This is a genomic window from Actinomyces capricornis (assembly GCF_019974135.1).
GTDB classification, from domain to species: Bacteria; Actinomycetota; Actinomycetes; order Actinomycetales; family Actinomycetaceae; genus Actinomyces; species Actinomyces capricornis.
Map to the genome: position 1 here is coordinate 944,010 of NZ_AP025017.1, position 21,422 is coordinate 965,431.

The following is a 21,422-nucleotide window of genomic DNA, read 5'->3' on the forward strand; positions in this document are numbered from 1 at the left end:
CGACGCCGGGATAGTGTCTCATGATCCGCCGTCCACGGGCGCCCCGCCGGAGCCGTGCCGGCCCAGCGCCGGCCCAGTGCGCGGCGAACGGGACGAATGATCACCACGGTCAGTAGAGCCGTTTGAGCACGCCCAGGCCCCGGAGCTGGGAGGCCTGCACCAGGGCCGCGCCCAGGGCGAAGGAGACAAGGGTGATGAGCACCCCGCGCACCAGCCCGGCGCTGTGCACCAGATCTGCCCCCAGGGCCAGCATCACCCAGTAGTGGATGAAGTAGACCAGGCTGCCCGTGTTCCTCGCCAGGAGCTGGCCGGGAAGCGGCTTGGCGGTGGTCACGGCCACCAGGAGGCACAGCAGGGCCGGCACGAGCACCAGCGCGGCCAGCCAGCTGGTGGACACCGGCCGGGCGGGATGGGCCCCGAACAGCAGGGACCGGCGTGCCACCGCCTCCACGAACAGGACGATCCAGGCCGATCCGGCAACCCAGGCCGCCGTCCGGGGGCGCCACCCCCCGGTGCGGCCCACCCACGCCCCTGCGGCGATGAAGCAGGCGCCCGTGAAGACCCCATCGCGGGGAGCCAGGGACAGGTACTCCAGATCGCTCAGCACGGCCGCCGCGCCGTGGGGCAGCAGCTCCCTGTCCAGGGCTCCATAGGCCAGGGTTCCCACCGCGCTGAGGCAGGACAGGACCACCAGCAGGCGGCCCGGGCTGAGCACCTTCAGGCCAGCGGCGACAATGACGATCCCCACCGCGGCGGCGGGCAGGTACCACAGATGCGTCCTGCCTCCGGTCAGGAGGAGCTGGACCAGGTGCAGGGGCCCCTGGAGGCCCTCCTCGAGCTCGTCACGGACGATGATCGGCAGGTAGATCACCAGCCACACCGCATAGAGCTCGAGCACTCGCCTGAGCTGGCGGCGCACGGGGGCGTCGGCGCGGCGGAAGAGCAGGTAGCCGGATATCGCCAGGTAGAGGGGGACGGCCAGGCGGGCCACGCCGATCGTGGCATAGGCGCTGACCCTCGGCGTGATGCCCGCCAGGGGCTGGGTGTGGATCCAGATGACCAGGAGGGCCAGGACGGGCTTGACCATGTCGATGCCCGGGACCCAGCGGTGGGCGCTCATGAGCCCCACCCCCGGGCCTGTGCAGCCGCGCCGCCGGCACCTCGGGGGCTCCACCCTCCTGCCAGGACTGGGGCGTGGGCCATACCCCCTCCTCTCATCACTGGACTCCCGCTGCGCACGGGGGAGGCGAGCGGGTGCAGTCCCCGGCAGTTTACGGCAGGCCCGCCCGGCTGCCGGGACGCCCCCGCCCGGCCCCGGCCCAGCCGTGCAGGAGCCCGGGCGCAGGGCCTGCCGGGTCGGGCACAATGAGCCGCATGGCGAGCAAACGAACCCGGATGAGCGCCGGGGAGCGGCGCGAGCAGCTCATCGCCGTGGCCCGCAGCCTCTTCGCCGAGAAGGGCTTCGATGCCACCAGCATCGAGGAGGTGGCCGCGCGCGCCAAGGTCTCCAAGCCCGTGGTCTACGAGCACTTCGGCGGCAAGGAGGGCCTGTACGCCGTCATCGTGGACCGTGAGCTGGGCACCATCTCCTCGACCATCACCGCCGCCCTGGAGTCCTCGGACTCCTCCTCGATGACCGTCGAGCTCGCCGCCCTGGCACTGCTGACCTACATCGAGGACCGCCCCGACGGCTTCCGCATCCTCTCGGCGGGCAATGACCGGGCCGCCGGCACCTACCAGACCCTCCTGGCCGACGTCGCCATCCAGGTCTCGGGGATCCTGGCCTCCCGCTTCGAGGCCCGGGGCATCGACCCGCGCACCGCGCCCCTGTACGCCCAGATGCTCGTGGGCATCGTGGCCATGCCCGCCCAGTGGTGGCTGGAGAACCGCTCCATGAGCAAGGAGGAGGTAGCGGCCCACATGGTCAACCTCGCCTGGAACGGGCTGCGCAGCCTCAGCGGCGCCCCCGAGCTGCGCTCCGCCGCCGCACCGGCCCCGGCGGACGGGCCGGCGGCCCGGCACCACCACATTCCCCGGAGAAAATCAGCAACCAATCAGCAATAGTCCAGTTTTGCGGTTATCTACACATCCGGGCAGTATCTGACCTGTCGGACAGACTCCCGCCGTAGGAGGCCACCGCGGACACCGCACCTCTCCCCCGAGCATGCTGGAACAAACCTGAGAACTCTGAGGCCGCTCCCTACGTCACAGACGAGCCCCCTCAGGGCGCGTTACTCTGGCTTCTCTCGCAATCACCGAAACAGAACCATGGACCCGGATAGCATCGTCATCGCACTGCGCAAGAACGCCGTTCTTGTCACTATGCACATCATCCTCGGCACCGTGTTCGGCCTGGCCTTCGGCCTGCTGACGCCCGCCACCTACACCTCAACCGCCTCGGCCCGTGTGGGGGCCGAGCAGTCCAGCGGTTCCCAGAGCGTCTCGAGCGTCCAGAACTACATCACCCAGATCATGCCCACCCTCGTGGAGGTCGGGACCTCGGAGTCCACCCTCGCCAAGGTCTCGGAGTCCACCGGGCTGAGCCAGGGCGAGCTGCGCAGCGCCATCTCGGTGTCCACCAAGACCGAGACGGTCATCATCGAGGTCAGCGCCACCCACACCGACCCCGCCAAGGCCCAGGCCATCGCCGAGGCCGAGATGGCGGCTCTGGACTCCGCCGCCCGGGAGGTCTCCGGCGCCGGGCAGAACAGCGACCTGACCCTGACCCTGGCCACCCTCAACTCCCCCTCCCTGCCCGATGAGCCCTCCAGCCTGTCGACCTTCTGGACCTCGGTCCTCGGCGGTGCCGCGGGCCTGGGCCTGGGCTCGCTCATCGCCATCCTGCTCCACGCCCTCAACCGGGGCTCCCAACGGGGGAGCGCCAGCGAGCCCCTCATCGTCGTCGGGCGCGGACCCACCGTCGAATCGTGAGCCGGCCGCCCGACGGAGGGCGCCCCTCCCCCCACACACACCCAGTGCCGCCCCAAGGGCGGCCGGCGGCCACGGCGGCCCCCGGGTTCTCAGCGCCGCCCTCCGCTCCGGCCGCACCCTCACCCAGCGCACCCCCGACCCCCGCCGCGCCTCGGCGCGCCGTGCCCTACCGGGCCGCTCCCCTGTCCCCCACCCGGCGGGCGATCGTCAGCGATGAGGTCGTCCCCCTCGCCCTCTACCCCGAGCCCCACACCCCGGCCCCCCGACCGCTCAGACTCCTGGGCAGCCCCATCCAGCACTCCGGGGAGCCGGTCCCCGAGCGCAGTGGGCACGATGGGCTCAGTGAGCCCAGTGAGCCCGACGACGAGGCCCGGCGGCGTTCGCGCCGTGCACGCCAGGTGGCCGCCATCGTCCTGCTGCTGCTCATCGGCATCCGCCGCGACCTGGTGGGCTCCATGGCCCTCGGGGACATCGCGGCCCTGGCCGCCATCCCGGTGACCTGGTCGGCGGTGCGCCACCAGCGCCGCTTCAGCCCCCTGCTGCTACTGGGCACCCTGGCGGGGGTCACCGGGCTCCTGCTGTCCTGGACGGTGGGGCCCACCTTCCACATCAACGGCGGCCACCAGCGGGCCATGGTGATGAGCCTGCTGGCGCTGCCCTGGGCGACGGCCGCCTTCGTCTGGGGGGCCCGGCACCTGGGCGCCTCCCGGGCGGCGGCGGCCCTGTCCGCGGGCACGATGCTCAGCGCCCTGCCCCTGCTGGTCACGAATGACAATCCCTGGAAGTTCGGGATCGGGGTGCCCATGACCCTCATGGTCCTGGCCCTGATCAACCACCGGGGCCGCCCGCTGCAACTGCTGGCGCTGGCCGCCCTGGCCGCCGTCTTCATGGCCCATGACGCCCGTCTTCTGCCGGCATTTCTGGCCATCATCGCGGCCACCGTATTCTGGCAGGCCACGGCCTCCTGGTTCCGCTGGAGGCTGCCCGCCCCCAGGCGCGCAGCCATCATCCAGGCCCTCGTCCTGACCTTCATCGGCATCGGGGCGATCACCGCCGTGCTGGCGGCCTCCGCCTCTGGCTCCCTGGGCGTCGACGCCCAGACCCGGACCCTGGCCCAGTCCCGGGGGGAGTCCAACTTCCTGCTCAATGCGCGCCCCGAGCTGGGCGCCGCCTGGGCGCTGGCGCACCACCGGCCATGGGGCTACGGGGCCGGGGTCCTGCCCCGCTACGAGGACATCCAGGTGGCCAAGGACGGTATGGCGGCCCTGGGCTACGACCCCTCCAACGGCTATGTCGAGAACTTCATGTTCGGCAACGGATTCGAGCTGCACTCGGCCCTGGTCAATGTCTGGGTGGCCGCCTCGCTGCCGGGGGCCGCGCTCATGCTGCTCATCGCCGGCCTGACGCTGCTGGCCCTGCTGCGCGACCTGGGGGGCCTGCGCATCACGCCCTGGCTGTTCCTGGCGGGCATGGTGGTGCTGCAGAACATCCTCGTGGGGCCCTGGGCGGTGCTGCCGCCCTACCTGCCCTTCGTCCTGGGCTCCTGGATCCTGCTGCCCTCCCTGCGCGAGCTCAACCACCGCAGGCAGGCCGAGCGCGCCACCTGAAACCCTCGCGCGAGTGCAGGACCGGCCCTCTCCGCCCGGCGGCCGGCTCAGGCCGACGACGGGCGCCCGTACTCCTGGTGCCCGGCACGGCCGAGGCTGGCGGCGATCATCCCGCGGCCGCGGGCGGCCAGACGCGCCCCCCTGGCCGCATGGCGGGGGCTTGCCAGCAGTGTGCCCGCTGCCCTGCGCGCCAGGCCCACGGCCAGGCGCGCCGCCCCTCCCAGGCCGGCGCCCGCCCGGATAGCCGCCTGGCTCCGACCCGTGCCCGGAACCTGGCCCCGCCCCCGGGCCAGGGCCAGCTCCACGCGCACAGCGGTGGCGGCGTGGGAGGCCTGACGGCGCAGGATCCAGCCGCGGTCGAGCCGGGAGGCGGGCACATGGTCGCGCACCCGGGCCTCATCGCACCACAGGATCCGCCCCCCGCAGGCGCTCAGGCTCCGGGTGAAGAGCGTGTCCTCACCGCCGGTGGCGCCGAAAGCCTCATCGAAGCGCAGCCCCATCCGGCGCACGAAGCGCAAGTCCAGCAGGAGGCAGTTGGAGGCGGCCACCGGCCGCAGGGTGCCCGTGGGCCAGGTCCGGCGCACGAAGAACTCCCCCTGGGCCACCCAGGAACCCGGCTCGCGCTCATAGGCGGGGATGACCGGCCCGGCCACCGCCTGGCACCCCTGGCGGGCCTGGAGCCCCAGCAGGGCCTCCAGCCACCCGGGCTCGGGCTCCTCGTCGTCGTCGATGAAGATGAGCAGGTCCCGGGTGGCGGCCTCATCCAGGGCCCGGTTACGCACGGCCGCCACCCCCGGCCGCTCCTCCACGACATGGCGCACCGCCACCGGGGCCCGCCCGGCCATCCCTGAGGCCGCCTCGGCGGCCGGCTCACCGGAGGCGGCCGGATCGTTGTCGATGACGAGCACCTCGATGTCCATCGCCCCGTGCTCGGCGATGGGCGCGGCCTGGTCGAGCACCCCGCGCAGCGCCCGGGCGAGCTGCTCGGGCCTGCGGAAGGTGGGGATGGCGATGGTCAGGGTCGAGGCCGGGGCATCATCACCCCGGCGGGCCTCGGCTCCGGGCCCGCCGGGCCTCCCGCTGACGGCGCCCGGGCCCGCTGAGCCCACCGGGCCCGCCCCACCCGCCGTGCCGGCGGCCACCGCGGTCGGGGTGGCGGGGCGGCCACGCCCGGCGCCCCGCCTCAGCGGCCCCCGCCGTGCGGGGCGCCCGTACTCGCGCACCTGCACCCCCCAGGCCCCCACCACCATGCCCAGCCCGCCGCGGCTGGAGGTCTCATAGCGGGCCTGGGCGGCGGTATCGCCCCGCAGGCGGGCCACCGCCCCGCGAGCGCCGTCGACCCCGGCCTTGGCGGCGCCCTTGGCGGCGTAGGCGGCCCGCAGTCCCAGCCGGGAGCCCCGCCCCGGGCCCGCGGTGTCGATGCGCACCCGGGCCCAGGAGGAGCCCGAGCGGTAGGCGCGCTGGAGCACCCAGGCACGAGTGGCCCGCGCGGGCGGGACCCGCTTGGTCACCACGGCGTCGGCCGCGAAGAGGATCCGGCCCCCGCCCCGGGTGAGCTGGCGGGTGAACAGGGAGTCCTCCCCACCGGTGAGCCCGTAGCGCGGGTCGAAGCGCAGCCCCACGGCGCGTACCGCGGACAGGTCCAGCAGGAGGTTGCCGGTGTCGGCGCTGCGCACCTGGGCGCCGTCGGCGGCGCTCCAGGAGTCGAAGGCCCCACTGGCGCGCACCCAGCCATCGGGCTCGGCCTCGAAGGCTGGCGGGGTGGGCCCCGTGACGGCGGCGCAGCCCTGGGCCCGCCAAGTGCTCAGCAGGGCATCCAGCCAGCCGGGCCCGGGGGTCTCGTCGTCGTCGATGAAGGCCAGCAGGTCGCTGCCGGCGGATTCGTCCAGGGCGCGGTTGCGGCCCGCCACGATCCCCGGGGTGGGCTCGTGGACGTAGTCGATCATCCCGGGCGCCTGGGCGGCCGCGGCGGCCACCACCGGGCGCCCGCCGGCATCGGGGTCGTTGTCCACGATGAGGACCCGGGCCCGCGCCCGGGGGGCCACGGAGCGGGCCTGGGCCACCAGGAGGGGCAGGACCGCCTCCAGGTAGGCGTTGCGCCGGTAGGTGAGCATGGCGATGGTCAGGCGGACCGCATCCACCGCATCGGCTGCATCCCCGGCAGCGGCGGTGCCTGCTGCGCTTGCCTCATGGCCACTACCCGCAGTGCGCTGCGTGCTGTCGGTGTCCTCGGCATCCACGGCGTCGCCCTCCTCCGGTTCCCGCGGGTCTCCCGCTGCTCTCGTCCTGCCCGCCCTCCCGGGCGGGTGGCCCGGCGACGGCGCCGCAGCACTGCCCGCCCCGGCCTGGGATGCGGGCCGCTGGGCTGCGCGGTGAGGCGGCCGGCCGCTCCAACGGTACTATTCCAGGGCGCCGAGCACCCACCCGCGCTGCTCCTTGGAGCTCCCGGGTGCCTACCGCCCGGGCCGCCGCACCACCGACCCAGGAGAACCGCGCATGAGCCCCTGCCACCCCGCCGCGCCGCCGTCCCCGGGAGGCGAAGGCCCCCACCCGGTGACCGGTGCCGCCATCACCGGCGCCCCCGACTCTCCCGACTCTCCCGCCTCCCCCGTCGTCGGGCCCCGTGAGGCCGCCGGGCGCCGGGGTGCGGGCCGGGCGCCCGGCGAGCGGGAGGCTGCCGGGCTGGTGGGGCGCACGGCCATCATCGTCGTCAACTACGACTCCGCGCCGCTGCTGGAGCGCAACCTCGCCCATGTGGCCCGCCAGGCCCCCGAGGCGCGCGTGGTGGTGGTGGACAACCACTCCACCACCCAGGCGCGCAGCGAGCTGATCGCCCTGGCCGGCCGCGAGGGCTGGTCCACGGTCCTGCCGGCGGACAACACGGGCTTCGGCGGCGGCATGAACCTGGGGGCGCAGCGCGCCGCGGCACTGGGGGCCGAGATCCTGGTCCTGCTCAACCCCGATGCGCTCATCGACCGCGACGGCCTGGCGCGCCTGGCCTCCCGCGCCGCCCAGGATCCCGGGCTCCTCGTGGGGCCGGTGATCCAGGACTCCACCGGGCGGACGGTCTCCGATGGCCATGTGGTGTGCCTGGCCGACGGGTCGATGCGCTCGCGCCGCTCCCCGCGCCCTATTCCACCCGGGGGGACGCGCCCCTGGCTCTCGGGGGCCTGCCTGGCCCTGTCCGCCCCGCTGTTCTCCCAGGCGGGGGGCTTCGATGCCCGCTACTTCCTGTACTGGGAGGATGTGGACTTCTCCGCGCGCGTCCTGGCCTGCGGGGGACGCCTGGCCGTGGAGCGGGGGGCCGTGGCCATCCACGACGAGGGCGCCACTCATGCCGAGGCCCACCAGGGCGAGCGGGCCAGGTCCGACACCTACTACTACTACAACATCCGCAACCGGCTGCTGTACGCGGGCCTGCACCTCAGCGGCCCCGCCCGACGCCGGTGGGTGGCCACCGCGGCCGCGGCGGCGCGCGAGGTGGTGCTGCGCGGGGGACGCCGGCAACTGCTGTCCTCCCCCAGGCCCGCACTGACCGCGCTGGCCGCGACCCGCGACGGGCTGGGGCTCATGCGCGCCGCCGGCCGCGGCGCCCTGCCCGACCCGGACACCCCCCTCATCCGCTGACAGCCGCTCAGAAGCGCCGCGCAGCACGTCTCCTCCCGCAGGGATCCCCCGCCCCTGGCAGGCGATCGTCGAGCCGCCCCGGCATAGCGGCGCCCCCGGGGCCGCCGGCACCAGTAGGAGGCGGTGGCGGCGGCCCCGGGGGCATTCCGGATACGGCGGGCCGGTCTCGGTCCTGCCCGGCTCAGAGCTGGGAGACCTTGATCCCCTCGATGGACAGGGTGACGGTCTCAGGGCCGGCCAAGCTGGACATGTAGGTGTTGATCCTCACCCACCCCGGGTCCTTCAGGGAGCGCTCGCTGTCGACGACGTCGACGCCCCACTCCTCGGGCTCGCCGTCCCCGGTCCACAGCTTGGCCTGGAGGGTCGTGGAGGCCTCGCCGGCGACGACCATGCGCAGGTGGAGGGTCTGGCCGGCAGTGTAGCCCTCCTTGAGCAGGATGGAGCCCAGAACGGTCTCGCGCCCCTCGACCACCTTGGAGATCGTGGCCACCGGCGCTCCGGCCGCCCCGACCTGCACCTTCGCCTGGTACTCGCCGGCTTCCGTGGCGCGGGCCACGTAGGAGATGAAGGCGCCGTTGCCGCCGGGGATGGCATCCAGCGAGAAGTCCAAGGTCGCGTCGGTGGAGGTGGACTTCAGGACCTCGGAGCGGATCGAGGAGGAGGCGCGCGGACCGGCCATGGCCACGCGCCCGGCGGAGTCGGCCACGGAGAAGGCGTCGCCGTTCCAGGTCACGCCCCACGAGCCGCCGGTCTCGGCACTGCCCCACCCCCGGGCCACCGTGCGGTCGAAGCCGTCGGACAGCAGCGTGGTCTGGGCGGGCGGGTCCTGCGGGTCGCGGTCCGGCTCCACCTCCTTACCGCTGCCCAGGGTGTAGTGCTGGGCGACCTGGGCCGGTCCCAGCGCGCTGCCGTAGACGGCGACCTCGTCGATGTCGCCGCTGAGGAAGTGCGAGGAGGGGGCACCGTTGACGCCCTGGAGCAGGTCGCCGCCCACGCGCCAGTACCCGGTGTAGTCGTCACCCGCGGTGAAGGCGGAGTCGAAGGCCACCACCTTGCCGTCGACGTAGAGGGTGGCGCCCGTCGCCGGGCTGAGGGTGGCCACGACATGGTGCCACTGGCCGTCGTTGTAGCTCTTCTCGGAGGTCACCGTGGACAGGGTCCCGGGGTAGAGCATGAAGCTGAGGGTGCCGTCGTTGCGCATGTAGACGATGCGGTCGCGCCGGGCCGAGTACCCCGAGGCCGAGGAGCCGAAGCCCACCACCGCACCACCACTGGTGGACTCGGTGCGCACCCAGGCCTCCACGGAGAAGGTGGAGGGCGCGCGCGAGGCCGAGACGGTGGCCGCGTTGCTCATCTCCGAGCGGTCCGAGCTCAGGCCCAGGGCCGATCCGGTGTCCAGGAAGGACGGGGCGCCGCGGGTGTACCGCGAGCCGTAGAGCGTCAGGTCGCGCCCGGCCACGAAGTCCGAGGCCGCCCCGCCCTCGGTCTCATCCAGGGGCCAGTAGTGGGCGGCGCCGTCGCTGAGGACCCGGCCGCCGTAGGGGCTCAGGCCCTCGCCCTCGGCCGCGGTGATGGTCACCCAGTCCGAGTGGGTGAAGGCGCCCCAGGGGTCGGTGACCACCACGCGGTAGCGGTGGGTCGAGCCCGGCTCCACCACGTCGGTGGCCGACAGGTTCGAGGGCTCCCAGTAGCCCGCGGTCACGGTCTGGCTGTTGATCGGCTCGGAGCGCTGGGTGTCGCGGTAGACCGTGTAGGTCAGGGTCTTGTCATCGCGGTCCCAGTTGGTGGGGAAGGACAGGGTGACCACGCCCGCGCGCGGGGAGGTGGCCGAGACCTTGTAGGCCCCGCCCTTGTCCATGGGGCCCTGCTGGTTGGGGGCGGTGTCGCGGCGGGCGAAGCGCACCAGGCCCTGCTGGGCCTTGCCGTTGACGGCCAGGAACTCCCCGCCGTAGACGACGTACTGGTCATTGCCCTCCACCGTCCAGGCGGCCTGGTTGGTCTTGGTGTACTTCCCGGCCCTGAGCTCGGGGTAGAAGTTGAGGTTGGTGGTGCCGTTCTGGCCGCCGTAGCTCTCATACCCGCGCCGGGCGTTGGGCTTGACCGTGCCGGTGGCGGCGTTGGTGTAGGCCACGGCGGAGTGGTAGCGGGCGGGGGCGCCCTCGGGGAAGCCCCCGATATTGGCGCAGTCGTGGGCATGGCTGGCGACGTAGACGACCTCCCCGGCGGGGTGGAGGGCGTAGGAGTCGCCGTGGCAGTCGGCCATGTAGTCCATGTCCCCAGTGGCCCAGTTGGCGCGGAACAGTCCCTCGAAGGCGCCGGTCATGGCGTAGGAGACCCCGTAGAGGCCCTTGTCGTCGGCCTTGAGCTCCATGATGCCCGCCCGGGCGCCGGAGGTGCGGATGACGGAGGTGAGGCTGTTGCGGCGCAGGGCGCCGGAGGGCTCCAGGATGGCCATGCCGAAGCCGGGACGGTCCGAGCCCTCCACCGAGGTGAAGGATCCGCCGATGGCCACGGCGCTGCCGTCGGGGGCGGCGGCGATGGAGCGCACGAAGAAGTCGTCGACCTGCGCGGAGAAGTCGGTCAGCCTCTGGCCGGCCAGGTCGAAGGCCGCCACGCGCTTGCGGTCGGCGCGGTTGACCTGGGTGAAGGCGCCCCCGAGGTAGAGGGTGGAGCCGTCGGCGGAGAGCTCCAGTGCCTTGACGCTGCCGTTGGAGGCCAGGGGCAGGCCCCGGCTCTGGCCGTCGGCGGCGTCCACCGCCCCCACGCGCCAGGCCCGCTCACCGTTGAGCGTGGTGAAGTCCCCGCCCAGGTAGATGACCGAGCCGTCGGCCGAGGCCTTGACGGCGTTGATCTGGCCGTTGGCCGAGGGCGCCCAGTCCTTGAGCTCCCCGGTGGTGATGTCGTAGGCCAGAGCGTTGGCGCGCGGCACCTCGTTCTGCCCGGCCGGGGAGCCCGCGGGGCGCGCGGTGGAGAACTGCCCCACCGCGTAGACCGTGCTGCCCACGACCGCCTGGTCCCACACGACGCCGTTGATCTGCACCGTGGGAAGGCCATCGGCCGCGACCGTGGTCGCCTCTCCGCCGGCGCCGGGCGCGACGGCCTGCTCGGCGGCAGGAGCGGCGTCGGGCTCGGCGGCGGCGGGCGCGATAGGAAGGGTCAGGGCCGCAAGGCCCAGTGGCAGCGCCGTGATGGCGGCGAGGATGCCACGCAAAGGACGAGCGGAACGCACGCGCACTCCATTCAGATTCTCATGGGTAGGAAGGGATGGCCGGCTGAGGGGTCCGGCGGGGCCGCACGACCCTATCACCGTTGAGATGCAGGATCGTGATCAGTCCAGCGATGAGTATAACGACAACCCACCTCCCCCTCGTTTTGTTGATCCTCACGAAAGAAACGTGCGCACCGGACCTCCTGGGTCCGGTGCGCACGGCGTGGGTGATGGTTCCGGGGCTCAGCTGGGCGCGGGTCCCTCGAAGACAGCGGCCGGGTAGTCGGCCCCCAGGTCGACGACGACGCGCACCTGGCCCCGGCCCTCGGCCGGGATGGTGAAGGCCCGCTCGATGGACTGGGACTCGCCCGCGGCCAGGCTCGCAGGGATGACATCCGAGACGCTGGTGACCTCCTCGGCGGGGGCGCCGTCGGCACCGTAGGTGACGGTGACGACCAGGCCGCTCAGGGACAGCGGCTCACTGGAGGTGTTGGACACGGTGACCGGCACCACGACGCCGGCACCGCCGACCTCGCCGGGCCCCGCCTCCAGGTCCTGGGAGCGCATCTGACCGATCTGCACCGAGGCGGCCTCGTTGACAGTGACCGCCTGATCGGTGCCCACCGCGTCGAGCTGGTCGGCGGACAGGTCCCCGCGCTCCACCGCGCCCGGGTCGACGCCCGAGGCCGAGGGCGCCACCGGGCTCTCGGGGGCCGAGGTCGGGTCGGGGGTCTCCACCAGCGGGGTCGGCTCCGCCGCAGGGGATGTCCCACCCCCGGAGGCCGAGGCGGTAGCGGTGGCGGCACCGGAGGATGGGGCGGCACTGGTGGCATCCGCACGGCCATCGCCGTTGGAGCCGCAGCCGGTCAGGGCCAGCGCGAGGAGGGCGGGCAGGAGGAGCATGCGTGAACGTGACACGGCGGGCAGCCTACGACGCTGCTGGCGCATTGGCACATCCGGGACAAGGCGCGGCGCTCCGGGCAGGTGCGGGAGGCGGGCGCCCATCACCAGCCCCAACCCCAGCCCCAGCCCCAGCCGTCCCAGCCGTCATCGTCGTCCCTGGGCTCCTCGTCCTTGGGCTCCTCCCCCTTGGGGTCGGCCTGGTTGCCGGAGGTGGAGAAGCGGACCAGCCCCTGCTGGGGGGTGCCGTTGACGGCCGTGAACTCCCCGCCGTAGACGATGTACTGATCATTGCCCTCGACGGTCCAGGTGGCCTGGGCGAGGCCGGTGACCGAGCCGAGCTGGAAGTTCGGCAGGAAGTTCTCCATGACCGTGGGGGCCGGCTGGCCCTGGTGGTTGTAGTAGCCCCAGACCCTGTTGCGCCGCACGGTGCCGGTGGCCTTATTGGTGAAGGCCACACCGTGGTAGTACCGGTCGGGGACATCGCCGAAGCCCCCGATGTTGGAGCAGTCGTGGGTGTGACTGGCGATGTAGACGAAGCTGGTGGTGGGGTGGACGTCGTAGGAGTCCCCGTGGCAGTCGGCCAGGAGATCCAGGTCACCGGTGCTCCAGTTGAGGCGGAACATGCCCTCGACATTGCCCTCGCTGCGACTCTGGGAGTAGGCCACGCCGTAGAGCCCGTTGGCGTCGGACTTCAGGCTCATGATGCCGGCGTTCCTGTCGGCGTTGCGCACCACGGCGTTGATGTTGTTGCGGCGCAGGGACCCGTTGGGCTCCAGGATCGCCAGGCCGTAGCCGGGGTCGGAGGAGCCCTCCACGGAGGTGAAGGACCCGCCGATGGCCACCGCGCTGTTGTCGGCCGCCACCGTGATGGAGCGCACCATGAAGTCGGCGACCTCGGGGGCGAAGTCGGTGAGGGTCTGGTCGGCCAGGTTGACGGCGGCGGCGCGCTGACGCGCGGACTTGTTGACCTGGGTGAAGGAACCGCCCATGTAGAGGGTCGAGCCGTCCGGGGAGATCTCCAGGTCCATGACCGAGCTGTTGGTCGCCACGTTGAAGGCCTGCTTCTTGCCGTCGGCGGCACCCACGGCTCCCACGCGCCAGGTCTTCTCACCGTTGAGCGTGTTGAAGCGCCCACCCAGGTAGAGGACCGACCCGTCGGCCGAGGCCTCGATGGCGTTGATCGCGCCATCGGTGGTGGGGGCCCAGTCCTTGAGCTCCCCGGTGGTGATGTCGTAGGCCAGGGCGTTGGAGCGCGGCACCTCGTTCTGCCCGGCCGGGGAGCCCGCGGGGCGCGCGTTGTTGAACTGGCCGACGGCGTAGACCGTGTTGCCGACGACCTCCTGATCCCAGACGATCCCATCGATCTGCACGGTGGGCAGGGCCTCCGGATTGGCCGGGGCCGCCTCCTCGGCGGCCCGGGCGGAGGGGGTGGTCGCGGGGGCCAGCAGCGCTGCCGCGACGAGGGGGAGTGCGGTCGCGACGGCGAGCACAGGACGGAGACGAGGGACTGGACTCAACAGATACTCCTCACGGAGACGGGAAGGCGAGGTGAAAGGCAGTCGGCACGGGAACGTCTGCGAGCGGGCGTGAGGACCGACTGCTGCAAGGAGCGTAGTACATCGGTAACACTGAGATAACAGGTGCTGCGCACCGCATTTCCCGATCTCCGGTGAGTATCCTCACACGACCTTCATGGCCTATCCATGGCGGCGATATAACCCGGATTCTCCTGCCCTTTCTCCTGCTCTGCGGCGGTAATGCGGCCGTGGGGCGCCGTCGAGCCGCCGGCCCCACCCGGCCGGGCCCCGGCCCGGCGGCGGGCCCTCCTCGCCCTTCCTAGCCCTGCTCCTGTCGACCGCTGTCATCAGCCGGCGGGCCGCCCTCCTCCTGGGGGCCCTGGTCCCCCTCGCCGCCCGGCGGGGGGCCCTGCGCCTCCACGGTGACCCGCTCCGAGCGCGTCCAGGCGCCCCAGGAGTCCCAGACCACGACGACGTAGCTGTGGGTGCTGCCGGCCCCGACCTCATCGCGCACCTCGTAGGTCGTGGTCTCCCAGAAGGGCAGGTCCTGCTCCGTGGTCCACACGGGCTGCTGGGCCTTGAGGGCCTCCAGGTCCCCCATCGGCCCGGGGTCGCGGTAGACGGCGTAGGTCAGGTGCTTGTCATCGCGGTCGTGGTTGGCGGGGATGCTCAGCCGGACCACTCCCGGCTCGGTGGAGGTGGCGCTGACCCGGTAGGCCGCCCCCTTGTCCACCGGCCCCTCCTGGTTGGGGGCGACGTCGCGGCGGGCGAAGCGCACCAGGCCCTGCTGGGGGGTGCCGTTGACGGCCGTGAACTCCCCGCCGTAGACGACGTACTTGTCCGTCCCCTCCACCGTCCAGGTGGCCTGGGCCATCCCGGTGAAGGAGCCCGGGGTGAACACGGGGTGGAAGTGCAGGCTGGCGGCGGCCGGCTGCCCGGTGTGACTGGTGTAGCCGGGAACGGGGCTGGGGCCCACCTCTCCGACCGGCTCACTGGAGAAGGCCGGGGCGTGCCAGTACTGCTGCTGCTCGGGGAAGCCGCCGATCATGGAGCAGTCGTGGGCGTGGCTGGCGACGTAGACGACCTCGCCGGAGGGGTGGACGTCGTAGGAGTCGCCATGGCAGTCGGCCATGAGCCGGACCTCGCCATCGCTCCACTCAGCCCGCACCATGCCCTCGAAGGAGCCCGACATCGAGTAGGACACGGCGTAGAAGCCCCGGTCGTCAGAGGCCATGCCCATGACCGCGCTCTCGGTCCCACCGGCGGTGATGACCTCGTTGACCTTGGCCCGGCGCGGGGCGCCGGAGGGGTCGAGGACCGCCAGGCCGGGCCGGGCCTGACCGCCCACCGAGGTGAAGGAGCCCCCGATCGCCACCGCACTGCCGTCCCTGGCCGTGGTCAGGGCGCGCACCGCCATGTCGTCGACCTGGGGCGCGAAGTCCGTGACCCGCTGGGCCCCCAGGTCCACCGCCGCGACGCGCCGGCGATCCAGGCCGTTGACCTCGGTGAAGGCGCCCCCGAGGTAGAGGGTGGAGCCGTCGGCGGAGACCTCCAGGGCGTGGACGGTGCCATTGGCCGAGGCCTCCAGGGCCTGGCGGCTGGCGTCCGCGGTGCTCACGGCCCCCACCCTCCAGGTGCGGTCCCCATTGATCGAGGTGAAGTCGCCGCCCAGGTAGACCGTGGCACCGTCCTTGGCGGCGTCGATCGAGCGGATGGCGCCGTCGACCTGCGGGGCCCAGTCCTTGAGCTCCCCGGTGGCGATGTCGTAGGCCAGGGCGTTGGACCGGGGCGCCTCATCCTGTCCAGGCGGCGATCCCGCGGGGCGCGCCGTGGTGAACTGGCCCACCGCATAGACCGTGCCTCCCACGATGGCCTGATCCCAGACGACGCCGTCGATCTGGACCGTGGGCAGGGCGTCGGCCGCCACCGTCTGCGGCCCGGAGGAGCGCTGCTGATCGGCCTGCTGGTCGGCCCGCCCGGCCGCATCGTCGGCGCAGGCCGGGGGCACCAGGATCGCCGCACCCCCAGGGAGAATCACCATCAGGAGCGCCAGGACCACGGTCAGTATTGATCTGGACCTTCGCGTCGGCCGTGACGTGAGGTGTGGATTCACAGGTCTCTCCCTTCGGGGTCGCACAGGCGGAAGTGCCGGATGACGGGCCACCTCTGGCGCGCACGACCGGCTACCGCCTCAGCATGACCTGCGGGTCCTATCAGGAGAATGGGGAGCAATACCGATGCGCACGCACCCTCCATGACAGCGTAAAAAAACCTGTGACGCACGCAGGACGGCACCGCATCCCGGCTGCTTCCGCTGCTGAGCAGCACGAATACGCCGCTCACCCCGGGCGTGTCGGGACGGGCCGACCCAGGGCGACCCCCACCCTCCTGCCAACGGCGACCACCGGCCGCAGGCGGCCACGGGTAGCCGGCAGCGAGCAGCGGAGTCGGCCCCGGGCAGGAGACATCCAGGACGACCCGATACCCTGCTCCCGGCGGGCAGGCCCGCCGTCGGCCACCGCCAGTGAAAGGCCCTCCGTGTCCTCAGTGCCCCCCACCTCAGTACCCCCGCCCGCGCCCTCGGCCTCCCCCGCCGCTCCAGCGGCCGCGGAGCCCGCCCCGCCCGCTCCTGCCCGGCGCGCCCTGCCCCGCCTGCGCGCGCCGCTGCCCGGGGGCGCGGGCCGCGCCTCGCGCCGGCCCGACCCCTCGCGCCTGCGCATCGCCATGCTCGGCACCCGCGGCGTGCCGGCCCGCTACGGGGGCTTCGAGACCGCCGTGGAGGAGGTGGGCCGGCGCCTGGCGGCGCGCGGGCACCAGGTCCTGGTCTACTGCCGCAATCCCGAGCCCGCCGTCCCCCTGCCCGCCACCTATCTGGGCATGCGCCTGGTGGAGCTGCCCGCGGTGCGCCACCGCAGCCTGGAGACCCTCAGCCACACGGGCCTGTCGGTGGCCCACCTCCTGCGCCGCCACCACCCGGATGCGGCCTTCGTCTTCAACGCCGCCAACGCACCCTTCCTGCCCGCGCTCAGGGCGGCGCGCATCCCGGTGGCCACCCATGTCGACGGCCTGGAGTGGAAGCGCGGGAAGTGGGGGCCCACCGGCCAGCGCTACTACCGGGCCGCCGAGGCGCTGTCGGTGCGCCTGTCCGATGCGCTCATCGCCGACGCCCAGGGCATCGCCGACTACTACGCCCAGGAGTTCCGCGCCCCCACCGAGCTGATCTCCTACGGCGCCCCCACCATGAGCGCCGACACCTCCCGCCTGGGCGAGCTGGGGCTGGAGGCCGGATCCTTCCACCTGGTGGTGGCCCGCTTCGAGGTGGAGAACCACGTCGATGTCATCGTCGAGGGCTACGTGCGCTCAGCCGCCCGCATGCCCCTGGTGGTGGTGGGCTCGGCCCCCTACGCCGATGAGTACACCGCCCGCGTGGAGTCCCTGGCCGACTCCCGGGTGCGCCTCCTGGGCGGCGTGTGGGACCAGGAGCTCCTCGATGCCCTGTACGCCGGCGCCCTGGTCTACTACCACGGCCACTCGGTGGGCGGCACCAATCCCTCCCTGCTGCGGGCCATCGGCGCCGGGGCCGCGGTGGACGCCTTCGACGTCTCCTTCAACCGCGAGGTCCTGGGGGAGGCGGGACGCTACTGGTCCAGCCCCCAGGAGGTGGCCGCCCTGGTGGAGGGCGCCGAGGCCGACCCCGCCGGCCAGGCCGCCCGGGGCCGGCTGAGCGCCGAGCGGGCCGCCCTCTACGACTGGGATGAGGTCGCCGCCCGCTATGAGGAGCTGGCGCGCCGCCTGGCCCTGGAGGGTCCTGTGCGCCACCGGCCCTCGGGGCGCCGCACGGGCAGGGCTGAGCAGTGAGCCGGATCCTGGTGGCCCACCCCTCACCCGACCTCTACGGCTCGGACCTGCAGCTGGTGGAGACCATCCACGGCCTCGTCGGCGCCGGACACCGGGTGGATGTGGCCCTGCCCCTGGAGGGGCCCCTGACCGGGGTACTGCGCCGGGCGGGGGCCCGTGTGGCCATCGTCCCCTTCACCGTGCTGCGCAAGTCCCTGCTCAACCCCCGCGGCCTGGGCTCTCTGGCCCTGGGAGCGGGCGGCCAGGTGGCGCGCCTGCGCTCAATCATCCGCGCCTGCCGGGCCGATGCGGTGGTGAGCAATACGGTGACCATCCCCTGGTGGCCGCTGGCGGCCCGCGCCGCGGGCGTGCCGGTCCTGTCCCACGTGCACGAGGCCGAGGACACCCAGCACCGCCTCATCCGCTCGGGCCTCAACGCCCCACTGCTGGCGGCCACGCGGATCGTGGCCAACTCCCAGGCGGCCCGCCGGGCCCTCCTGGACGTCCTGCCCGTGCTGGAGGGGCGCACCACCGTGGTGCACAACGGGGTGGCCGGGCCGCCGGCCCCCCTGGCCCCGCCGGCCCGGCGCGCCCCCGGGGATCCCCTCCGCGTGGTCATGGTGGGGCGCCTGTCGCCTCGCAAGGGCGTGGACGTGGCCCTGGAGGCCGTCGGCCTGCTGCGCCGCGACGGCATCGACGCCTCCCTGACGGTGTGCGGCTCGGTCTTCCCCGGCTATGAGTGGTACGAGGAGGAGCTGCGCGAGCGCGCCGCTGCCCCGGACCTGGCCGGTCATGTTCACCTGCTGGGCTATGTCCACCCCACCTGGCAGGTCCTGGAGGGCGCCGACGCCGTCGTCGTGCCCTCGCGGGCCGAGCCCTTCGGCAATACGGCGGTGGAGGCCATGCACGCCGCCCGCCCGCTGGTGGCCTCCCGGGTCCAGGGCCTGGCCGAGGTGGTCGCCGATGGGCGCACCGGCCTGCTGGTCGAGCCCGACGACGCCGCGGCCCTGGCCCGGGCCCTGGCCCGCCTGGCGGCCCAGCCCGCCCTGGCCGCCGACCTGGCCGGCCGCGGGGCCCAGGAGGCCGCCGAGCGCTTCTCCGTCGGCGTCTACCGCCGGCGCATGGCCGATGTGGTGGAGGAGGTCATCGGGCAGGGCGCCTGAGCCCGGGCGGGCTGCGCAGCCGTGGGGATCCTGACCGGCGCTCCCGGTCGGCGGGCGCGCAGGCGGAGCCCTGGCCGGCTCAGGGAGCCCTGCGCAGTTCGAGGTACCACTTGGGCAGGGCCATGGCCACGTAGGCGGCGTAGCCCAGCAGCATGGCACCGTAGATCCACAGGAAGGCCGTGGGCAGGAAGCGGAGCATGAGCACGAAGCACATGAGTCCGTAATCCGTGGGGGCCGAGAGCACCGACTTGAGCAGCCCGGGGCGCTCCCCACTGCGGGCCATGGGCGTACCGCCGTGGTAGCGCAGCTGGTAGGTGAGGATGTAGCTGAAGAAGTGGATGCTCTGCACCGCGCCGAAGGCCAGGGGCACCAGGAGCGCCGAGGGCGCGACGTCGGTGAAGCGGAACAGGGAGATGGCGATGGCGCCGTGGATGGTGGAGAGCTTGATGACGTCCGCGACGTGGTCGAGCCACTCCCCCGCCTTCGAGCCCCCGTGGCGCAGGCGGGCCAGCTGGCCGTCGGCCGCGTCCAGGGCGTAGCCGAGCATGAGCAGCAGGGCGGTGGCCACGGCGCTGAGCACGCTGGGGCGCCACAGGGCGATGAGCGCGATGGCCGTGTAGGTGCAGGCCGCTGAGAGCAATGTCACCTGATCCGGGGTCAGGCCGAGGCGGTGGGCCACCGCCGCCAGGACCCGACCCGCCGGGCGGTTGATGACCCGGGAGTACAGGGGCGCCCCGGCATTGGACTTCTGCGCGCGCGACAGGGCGCGGATGCTCTGCGCGATGCTCGCCCCCGGAGGCGGGGCGTCGCCCCGTGCTGTGCTCTTCGCGCTGCTGGGCGGCGTCATGGCATGTCTCCTTGCTCTGTTGCCGGTGGCTGATCTGCCCGCTCTCGAGGGTCCGGCCGGCCCTGGCGGCGGGTCCGGCCCGGGGCCTGCGGGCCAGTATCCTCCCGATCCTCCCGCGCCCCGGCGGCGACGGCGTCGCCGGGCTCGCCGCGGACCTGATCGCCCGAGTCCCGGAGGGGCGCGTCGCGCTGCTCGGCCCGACGGCGCGCGACATCGCGTCGCACCCACCACGAGTAGGGCAGGAGCTGGCACAGGATGACCGAGATCACCGAGCCCATGACCGGGCCGGCCGGCCCCAGGGGCGCGATGAGGATCCAGGAGATGGCGAAGTTGACCGGCACGAGCACCAGGACGGGCACCACCTGGAAGCGCAGGCCCCTCGGGTCGGTCATGTACATGCCCAGGGGCTGCTTGGCCGCCTCGACCACGACGTAGCCCAGGAAGGCCAGGACCAGCACCGCGGGCAGGACGATCTGCCCGTCGGAGAGCACGTGGGCCACCCAGGGGGTGGCACCGGCCAGCGCCAGGCCGACCGTCAGGCCGCCGGCGCCGAACAGCAGGGCGGGCACGATCGGGCTCTCGACCTGTCCCCGGGCGCGCGCCCGGGCGAACAGGGGCCACATGGCCACCCCGGCCACGGTGATGGTCTGGGTCAGCAGGTTGAACAGGTTGGCGGCGAGGTTGTACTGGGCCAGGGACTGCGGGGCGCCCAGGTGGGACAGCAGGAGCCGGTCGGTCTGGAAGGCGATGGGGATGACCAGGGACTGGATGAGCTGGGGGCCGGCGGTGCCGCGGATGGGCACGCCGGGCACGGCCCGCAGCCGGGGGACATCGCGGAGCACTTCGCGCAGGAGTGGGCGGGTGGCCCGCCAGGCCACCACGATGCAGATGATCGAGACCAGGGTGTTGGCCAGGTAGGACAGCACCGAGATGGCATTGCCGGCCTCCAGGCGGGCCAGGACCACCATGAGCAGCAGGCAGGTCATGGCTGGGGAGACCACGCCCTGGCTGATGACCTGCGTGGCCGAGCGGCCCATGCCCACGATGACGCGCTGGCCGATGCCCAGGGGCAGGGCCATGGCGTAGATGACCAGGCACCAGGTGGCCGTGGCGCCCCCGCCCTCCATGAGCTTGGCACCCAGGAGGGTGGGCCACAGGCCCAGCAGGCCGATGACCACCGCCAGGGTGCAGATGACCAGGGCCGAGACCAGGAGCACGCGGGTGGCCGTCACCACCGTGCGGCGCACCGCGGAATCGCGGGAGGGATCCTCCGAGCCCGCCACGACATTGAGGATGACCGCCCCGATCCCCAGGTCGGTGAAGGGCATGAGGCCGGGGAAGGAGGCCAGCAGCCCGTACTGGGCCCAGGCGTCGGGGCCGAAGTGGCTGATGATGAGGCGGGTGTTGATCAGGCCGAAGACCCCGGCGACGCCCATGACCACGATCTTGGCCACGGCGGTGCGGCCCACGGAGGACCAGGCCTTTCTGCGCTGCCGGGCCTGCTGCCGGGCCTGCTGCCGGGCCTCATCGTCCGAGCGCGGCGAGGCGCCGGCGCGATGCTCGGGCAGGTCCTCCCGGGGGCGGCCAGAGCCGTCCCGCGCCCGCTGGTCCAGCGGCTCGGGGACGGTCCGGGGAGTCGTCATCTGCTTCTCATTTCCTTTCCCGCGCGGGCAGGGCCCGGCGCGGGCTTTGTCGTAGGGCTGCGGGGAGTGACCGCATTCTCATTAAGAATTGAACGATCGGGGCTCGAGCGCCCGTCGATGGGGAGCCCTTCCCATGTCG

General features: G+C 73.1%; 14 protein-coding genes. 6 read left to right on the forward strand and 8 right to left on the reverse strand.

The annotated features are described in order from the left end of the window. Positions 1-109: 109 nt before the first annotated feature. Positions 110-1,120 (reverse strand): acyltransferase family protein, encoded by a 1,011-nt coding sequence (locus MANAM107_RS03805; RefSeq protein WP_223911328.1) that lies wholly within the window; start codon positions 1,118-1,120, stop codon positions 110-112. Positions 1,121-1,374: 254 nt separating this feature from the next. Here MANAM107_RS03805 and MANAM107_RS03810 point away from each other — a divergent pair, with 254 nt between their 5' ends. The 3 genes from MANAM107_RS03810 (at position 1,375) to MANAM107_RS03820 (ending at position 4,538) form a co-directional block, all read left to right on the forward strand. Beyond that, on the forward strand, positions 1,375-2,064 hold the full coding sequence (locus MANAM107_RS03810) for a TetR/AcrR family transcriptional regulator (protein ID WP_223911331.1): 690 nt from the start codon (positions 1,375-1,377) through the stop codon (positions 2,062-2,064). A gap of 204 nt (positions 2,065-2,268) precedes the next feature. Beyond that, positions 2,269-2,931 (forward strand): Wzz/FepE/Etk N-terminal domain-containing protein, encoded by a 663-nt coding sequence (locus MANAM107_RS03815; RefSeq protein WP_179900682.1) that lies wholly within the window; start codon positions 2,269-2,271, stop codon positions 2,929-2,931. Between the two features lie 161 nt (positions 2,932-3,092). Further along, entirely contained in the window at positions 3,093-4,538 is a 1,446-nt protein-coding gene (locus MANAM107_RS03820) for a hypothetical protein (protein ID WP_223911334.1), read from the forward strand. A 47-nt stretch (positions 4,539-4,585) separates the two neighbouring features. On the opposite strand, the gene MANAM107_RS13165 is transcribed toward MANAM107_RS03820, so the two are convergent. Next, entirely contained in the window at positions 4,586-6,778 is a 2,193-nt protein-coding gene (locus tag MANAM107_RS13165) for a glycosyltransferase family 2 protein (protein WP_308443640.1), read from the reverse strand. Positions 6,779-7,034: 256 nt separating this feature from the next. Between MANAM107_RS13165 and MANAM107_RS03835 the strand changes: the two genes are divergently transcribed. Then, positions 7,035-8,165: a glycosyltransferase family 2 protein gene (locus tag MANAM107_RS03835; RefSeq protein ID WP_223911336.1), complete on the forward strand. Its 1,131-nt coding sequence runs from the start codon at positions 7,035-7,037 to the stop codon at positions 8,163-8,165. A 181-nt stretch (positions 8,166-8,346) separates the two neighbouring features. On the opposite strand, the gene MANAM107_RS03840 is transcribed toward MANAM107_RS03835, so the two are convergent. The 4 genes from MANAM107_RS03840 to MANAM107_RS03855 all read right to left on the reverse strand — a co-directional run bounded on the left by MANAM107_RS03840 (position 8,347) and on the right by MANAM107_RS03855 (position 15,834). Then, a complete protein-coding gene (locus tag MANAM107_RS03840; protein ID WP_223911339.1) occupies positions 8,347-11,376 on the reverse strand; it encodes a LamG domain-containing protein in 3,030 nt (1,009 codons plus the stop codon). Between the two features lie 240 nt (positions 11,377-11,616). Further along, on the reverse strand, positions 11,617-12,291 hold the full coding sequence (locus MANAM107_RS03845; protein ID WP_223911341.1) for a hypothetical protein: 675 nt from the start codon (positions 12,289-12,291) through the stop codon (positions 11,617-11,619). Positions 12,292-12,377: 86 nt separating this feature from the next. Further along, positions 12,378-13,766 (reverse strand): WD40 repeat domain-containing protein, encoded by a 1,389-nt coding sequence (locus tag MANAM107_RS03850; RefSeq protein WP_223911343.1) that lies wholly within the window; start codon positions 13,764-13,766, stop codon positions 12,378-12,380. 346 nt (positions 13,767-14,112) lie between these two features. Next, positions 14,113-15,834, reverse strand: coding sequence for a hypothetical protein (locus tag MANAM107_RS03855; protein ID WP_223911345.1), 1,722 nt, complete (start codon positions 15,832-15,834; stop codon positions 14,113-14,115). A gap of 683 nt (positions 15,835-16,517) precedes the next feature. Between MANAM107_RS03855 and MANAM107_RS03860 the strand changes: the two genes are divergently transcribed. Beyond that, positions 16,518-17,651, forward strand: a complete 1,134-nt coding sequence (locus MANAM107_RS03860; protein ID WP_223912839.1) for a DUF1972 domain-containing protein — start codon at positions 16,518-16,520, stop codon at positions 17,649-17,651. Further along, complete coding sequence (locus MANAM107_RS03865; protein ID WP_223911347.1) at positions 17,648-18,793, forward strand: glycosyltransferase family 4 protein; 1,146 nt, start codon at positions 17,648-17,650, stop codon at positions 18,791-18,793. Before MANAM107_RS03860 ends, MANAM107_RS03865 begins: the two co-directional genes overlap by 4 nt. 79 nt (positions 18,794-18,872) lie before the next feature. Here the strand turns inward: MANAM107_RS03865 and MANAM107_RS03870 are convergent, their stop codons facing one another. Continuing rightward, positions 18,873-19,640: a CDP-alcohol phosphatidyltransferase family protein gene (locus tag MANAM107_RS03870; protein ID WP_223911349.1), complete on the reverse strand. Its 768-nt coding sequence runs from the start codon at positions 19,638-19,640 to the stop codon at positions 18,873-18,875. Then, on the reverse strand, positions 19,637-21,283 hold the full coding sequence (locus MANAM107_RS03875; RefSeq protein ID WP_223911352.1) for a lipopolysaccharide biosynthesis protein: 1,647 nt from the start codon (positions 21,281-21,283) through the stop codon (positions 19,637-19,639). The genes MANAM107_RS03870 and MANAM107_RS03875 overlap by 4 nt, the downstream gene beginning before the upstream one ends. Positions 21,284-21,422: the final 139 nt, after the last annotated feature.

Excerpts from the sequence above, each read along its gene's own strand:
- MANAM107_RS03860 (WP_223912839.1), top strand. The coding sequence starts at position 16,518 with ATGCTCGGCACCCGCGGCGTGCCGGCCCGCTACGGGGGCTTCGAGACC.
- MANAM107_RS03815 (WP_179900682.1), top strand. The coding sequence starts at position 2,269 with ATGGACCCGGATAGCATCGTCATCGCACTGCGCAAGAACGCCGTTCTT.
- MANAM107_RS03855 (WP_223911345.1), bottom strand. The coding sequence starts at position 15,834 with ATGGTGATTCTCCCTGGGGGTGCGGCGATCCTGGTGCCCCCGGCCTGC.
- MANAM107_RS03875 (WP_223911352.1), bottom strand. The coding sequence starts at position 21,283 with ATGACGACTCCCCGGACCGTCCCCGAGCCGCTGGACCAGCGGGCGCGG.
- MANAM107_RS03805 (WP_223911328.1), bottom strand. The coding sequence starts at position 1,120 with ATGAGCGCCCACCGCTGGGTCCCGGGCATCGACATGGTCAAGCCCGTC.
- MANAM107_RS03810 (WP_223911331.1), top strand. The coding sequence starts at position 1,375 with ATGGCGAGCAAACGAACCCGGATGAGCGCCGGGGAGCGGCGCGAGCAG.
- MANAM107_RS03870 (WP_223911349.1), bottom strand. The coding sequence starts at position 19,640 with ATGACGCCGCCCAGCAGCGCGAAGAGCACAGCACGGGGCGACGCCCCG.
- MANAM107_RS03835 (WP_223911336.1), top strand. The coding sequence starts at position 7,035 with ATGAGCCCCTGCCACCCCGCCGCGCCGCCGTCCCCGGGAGGCGAAGGC.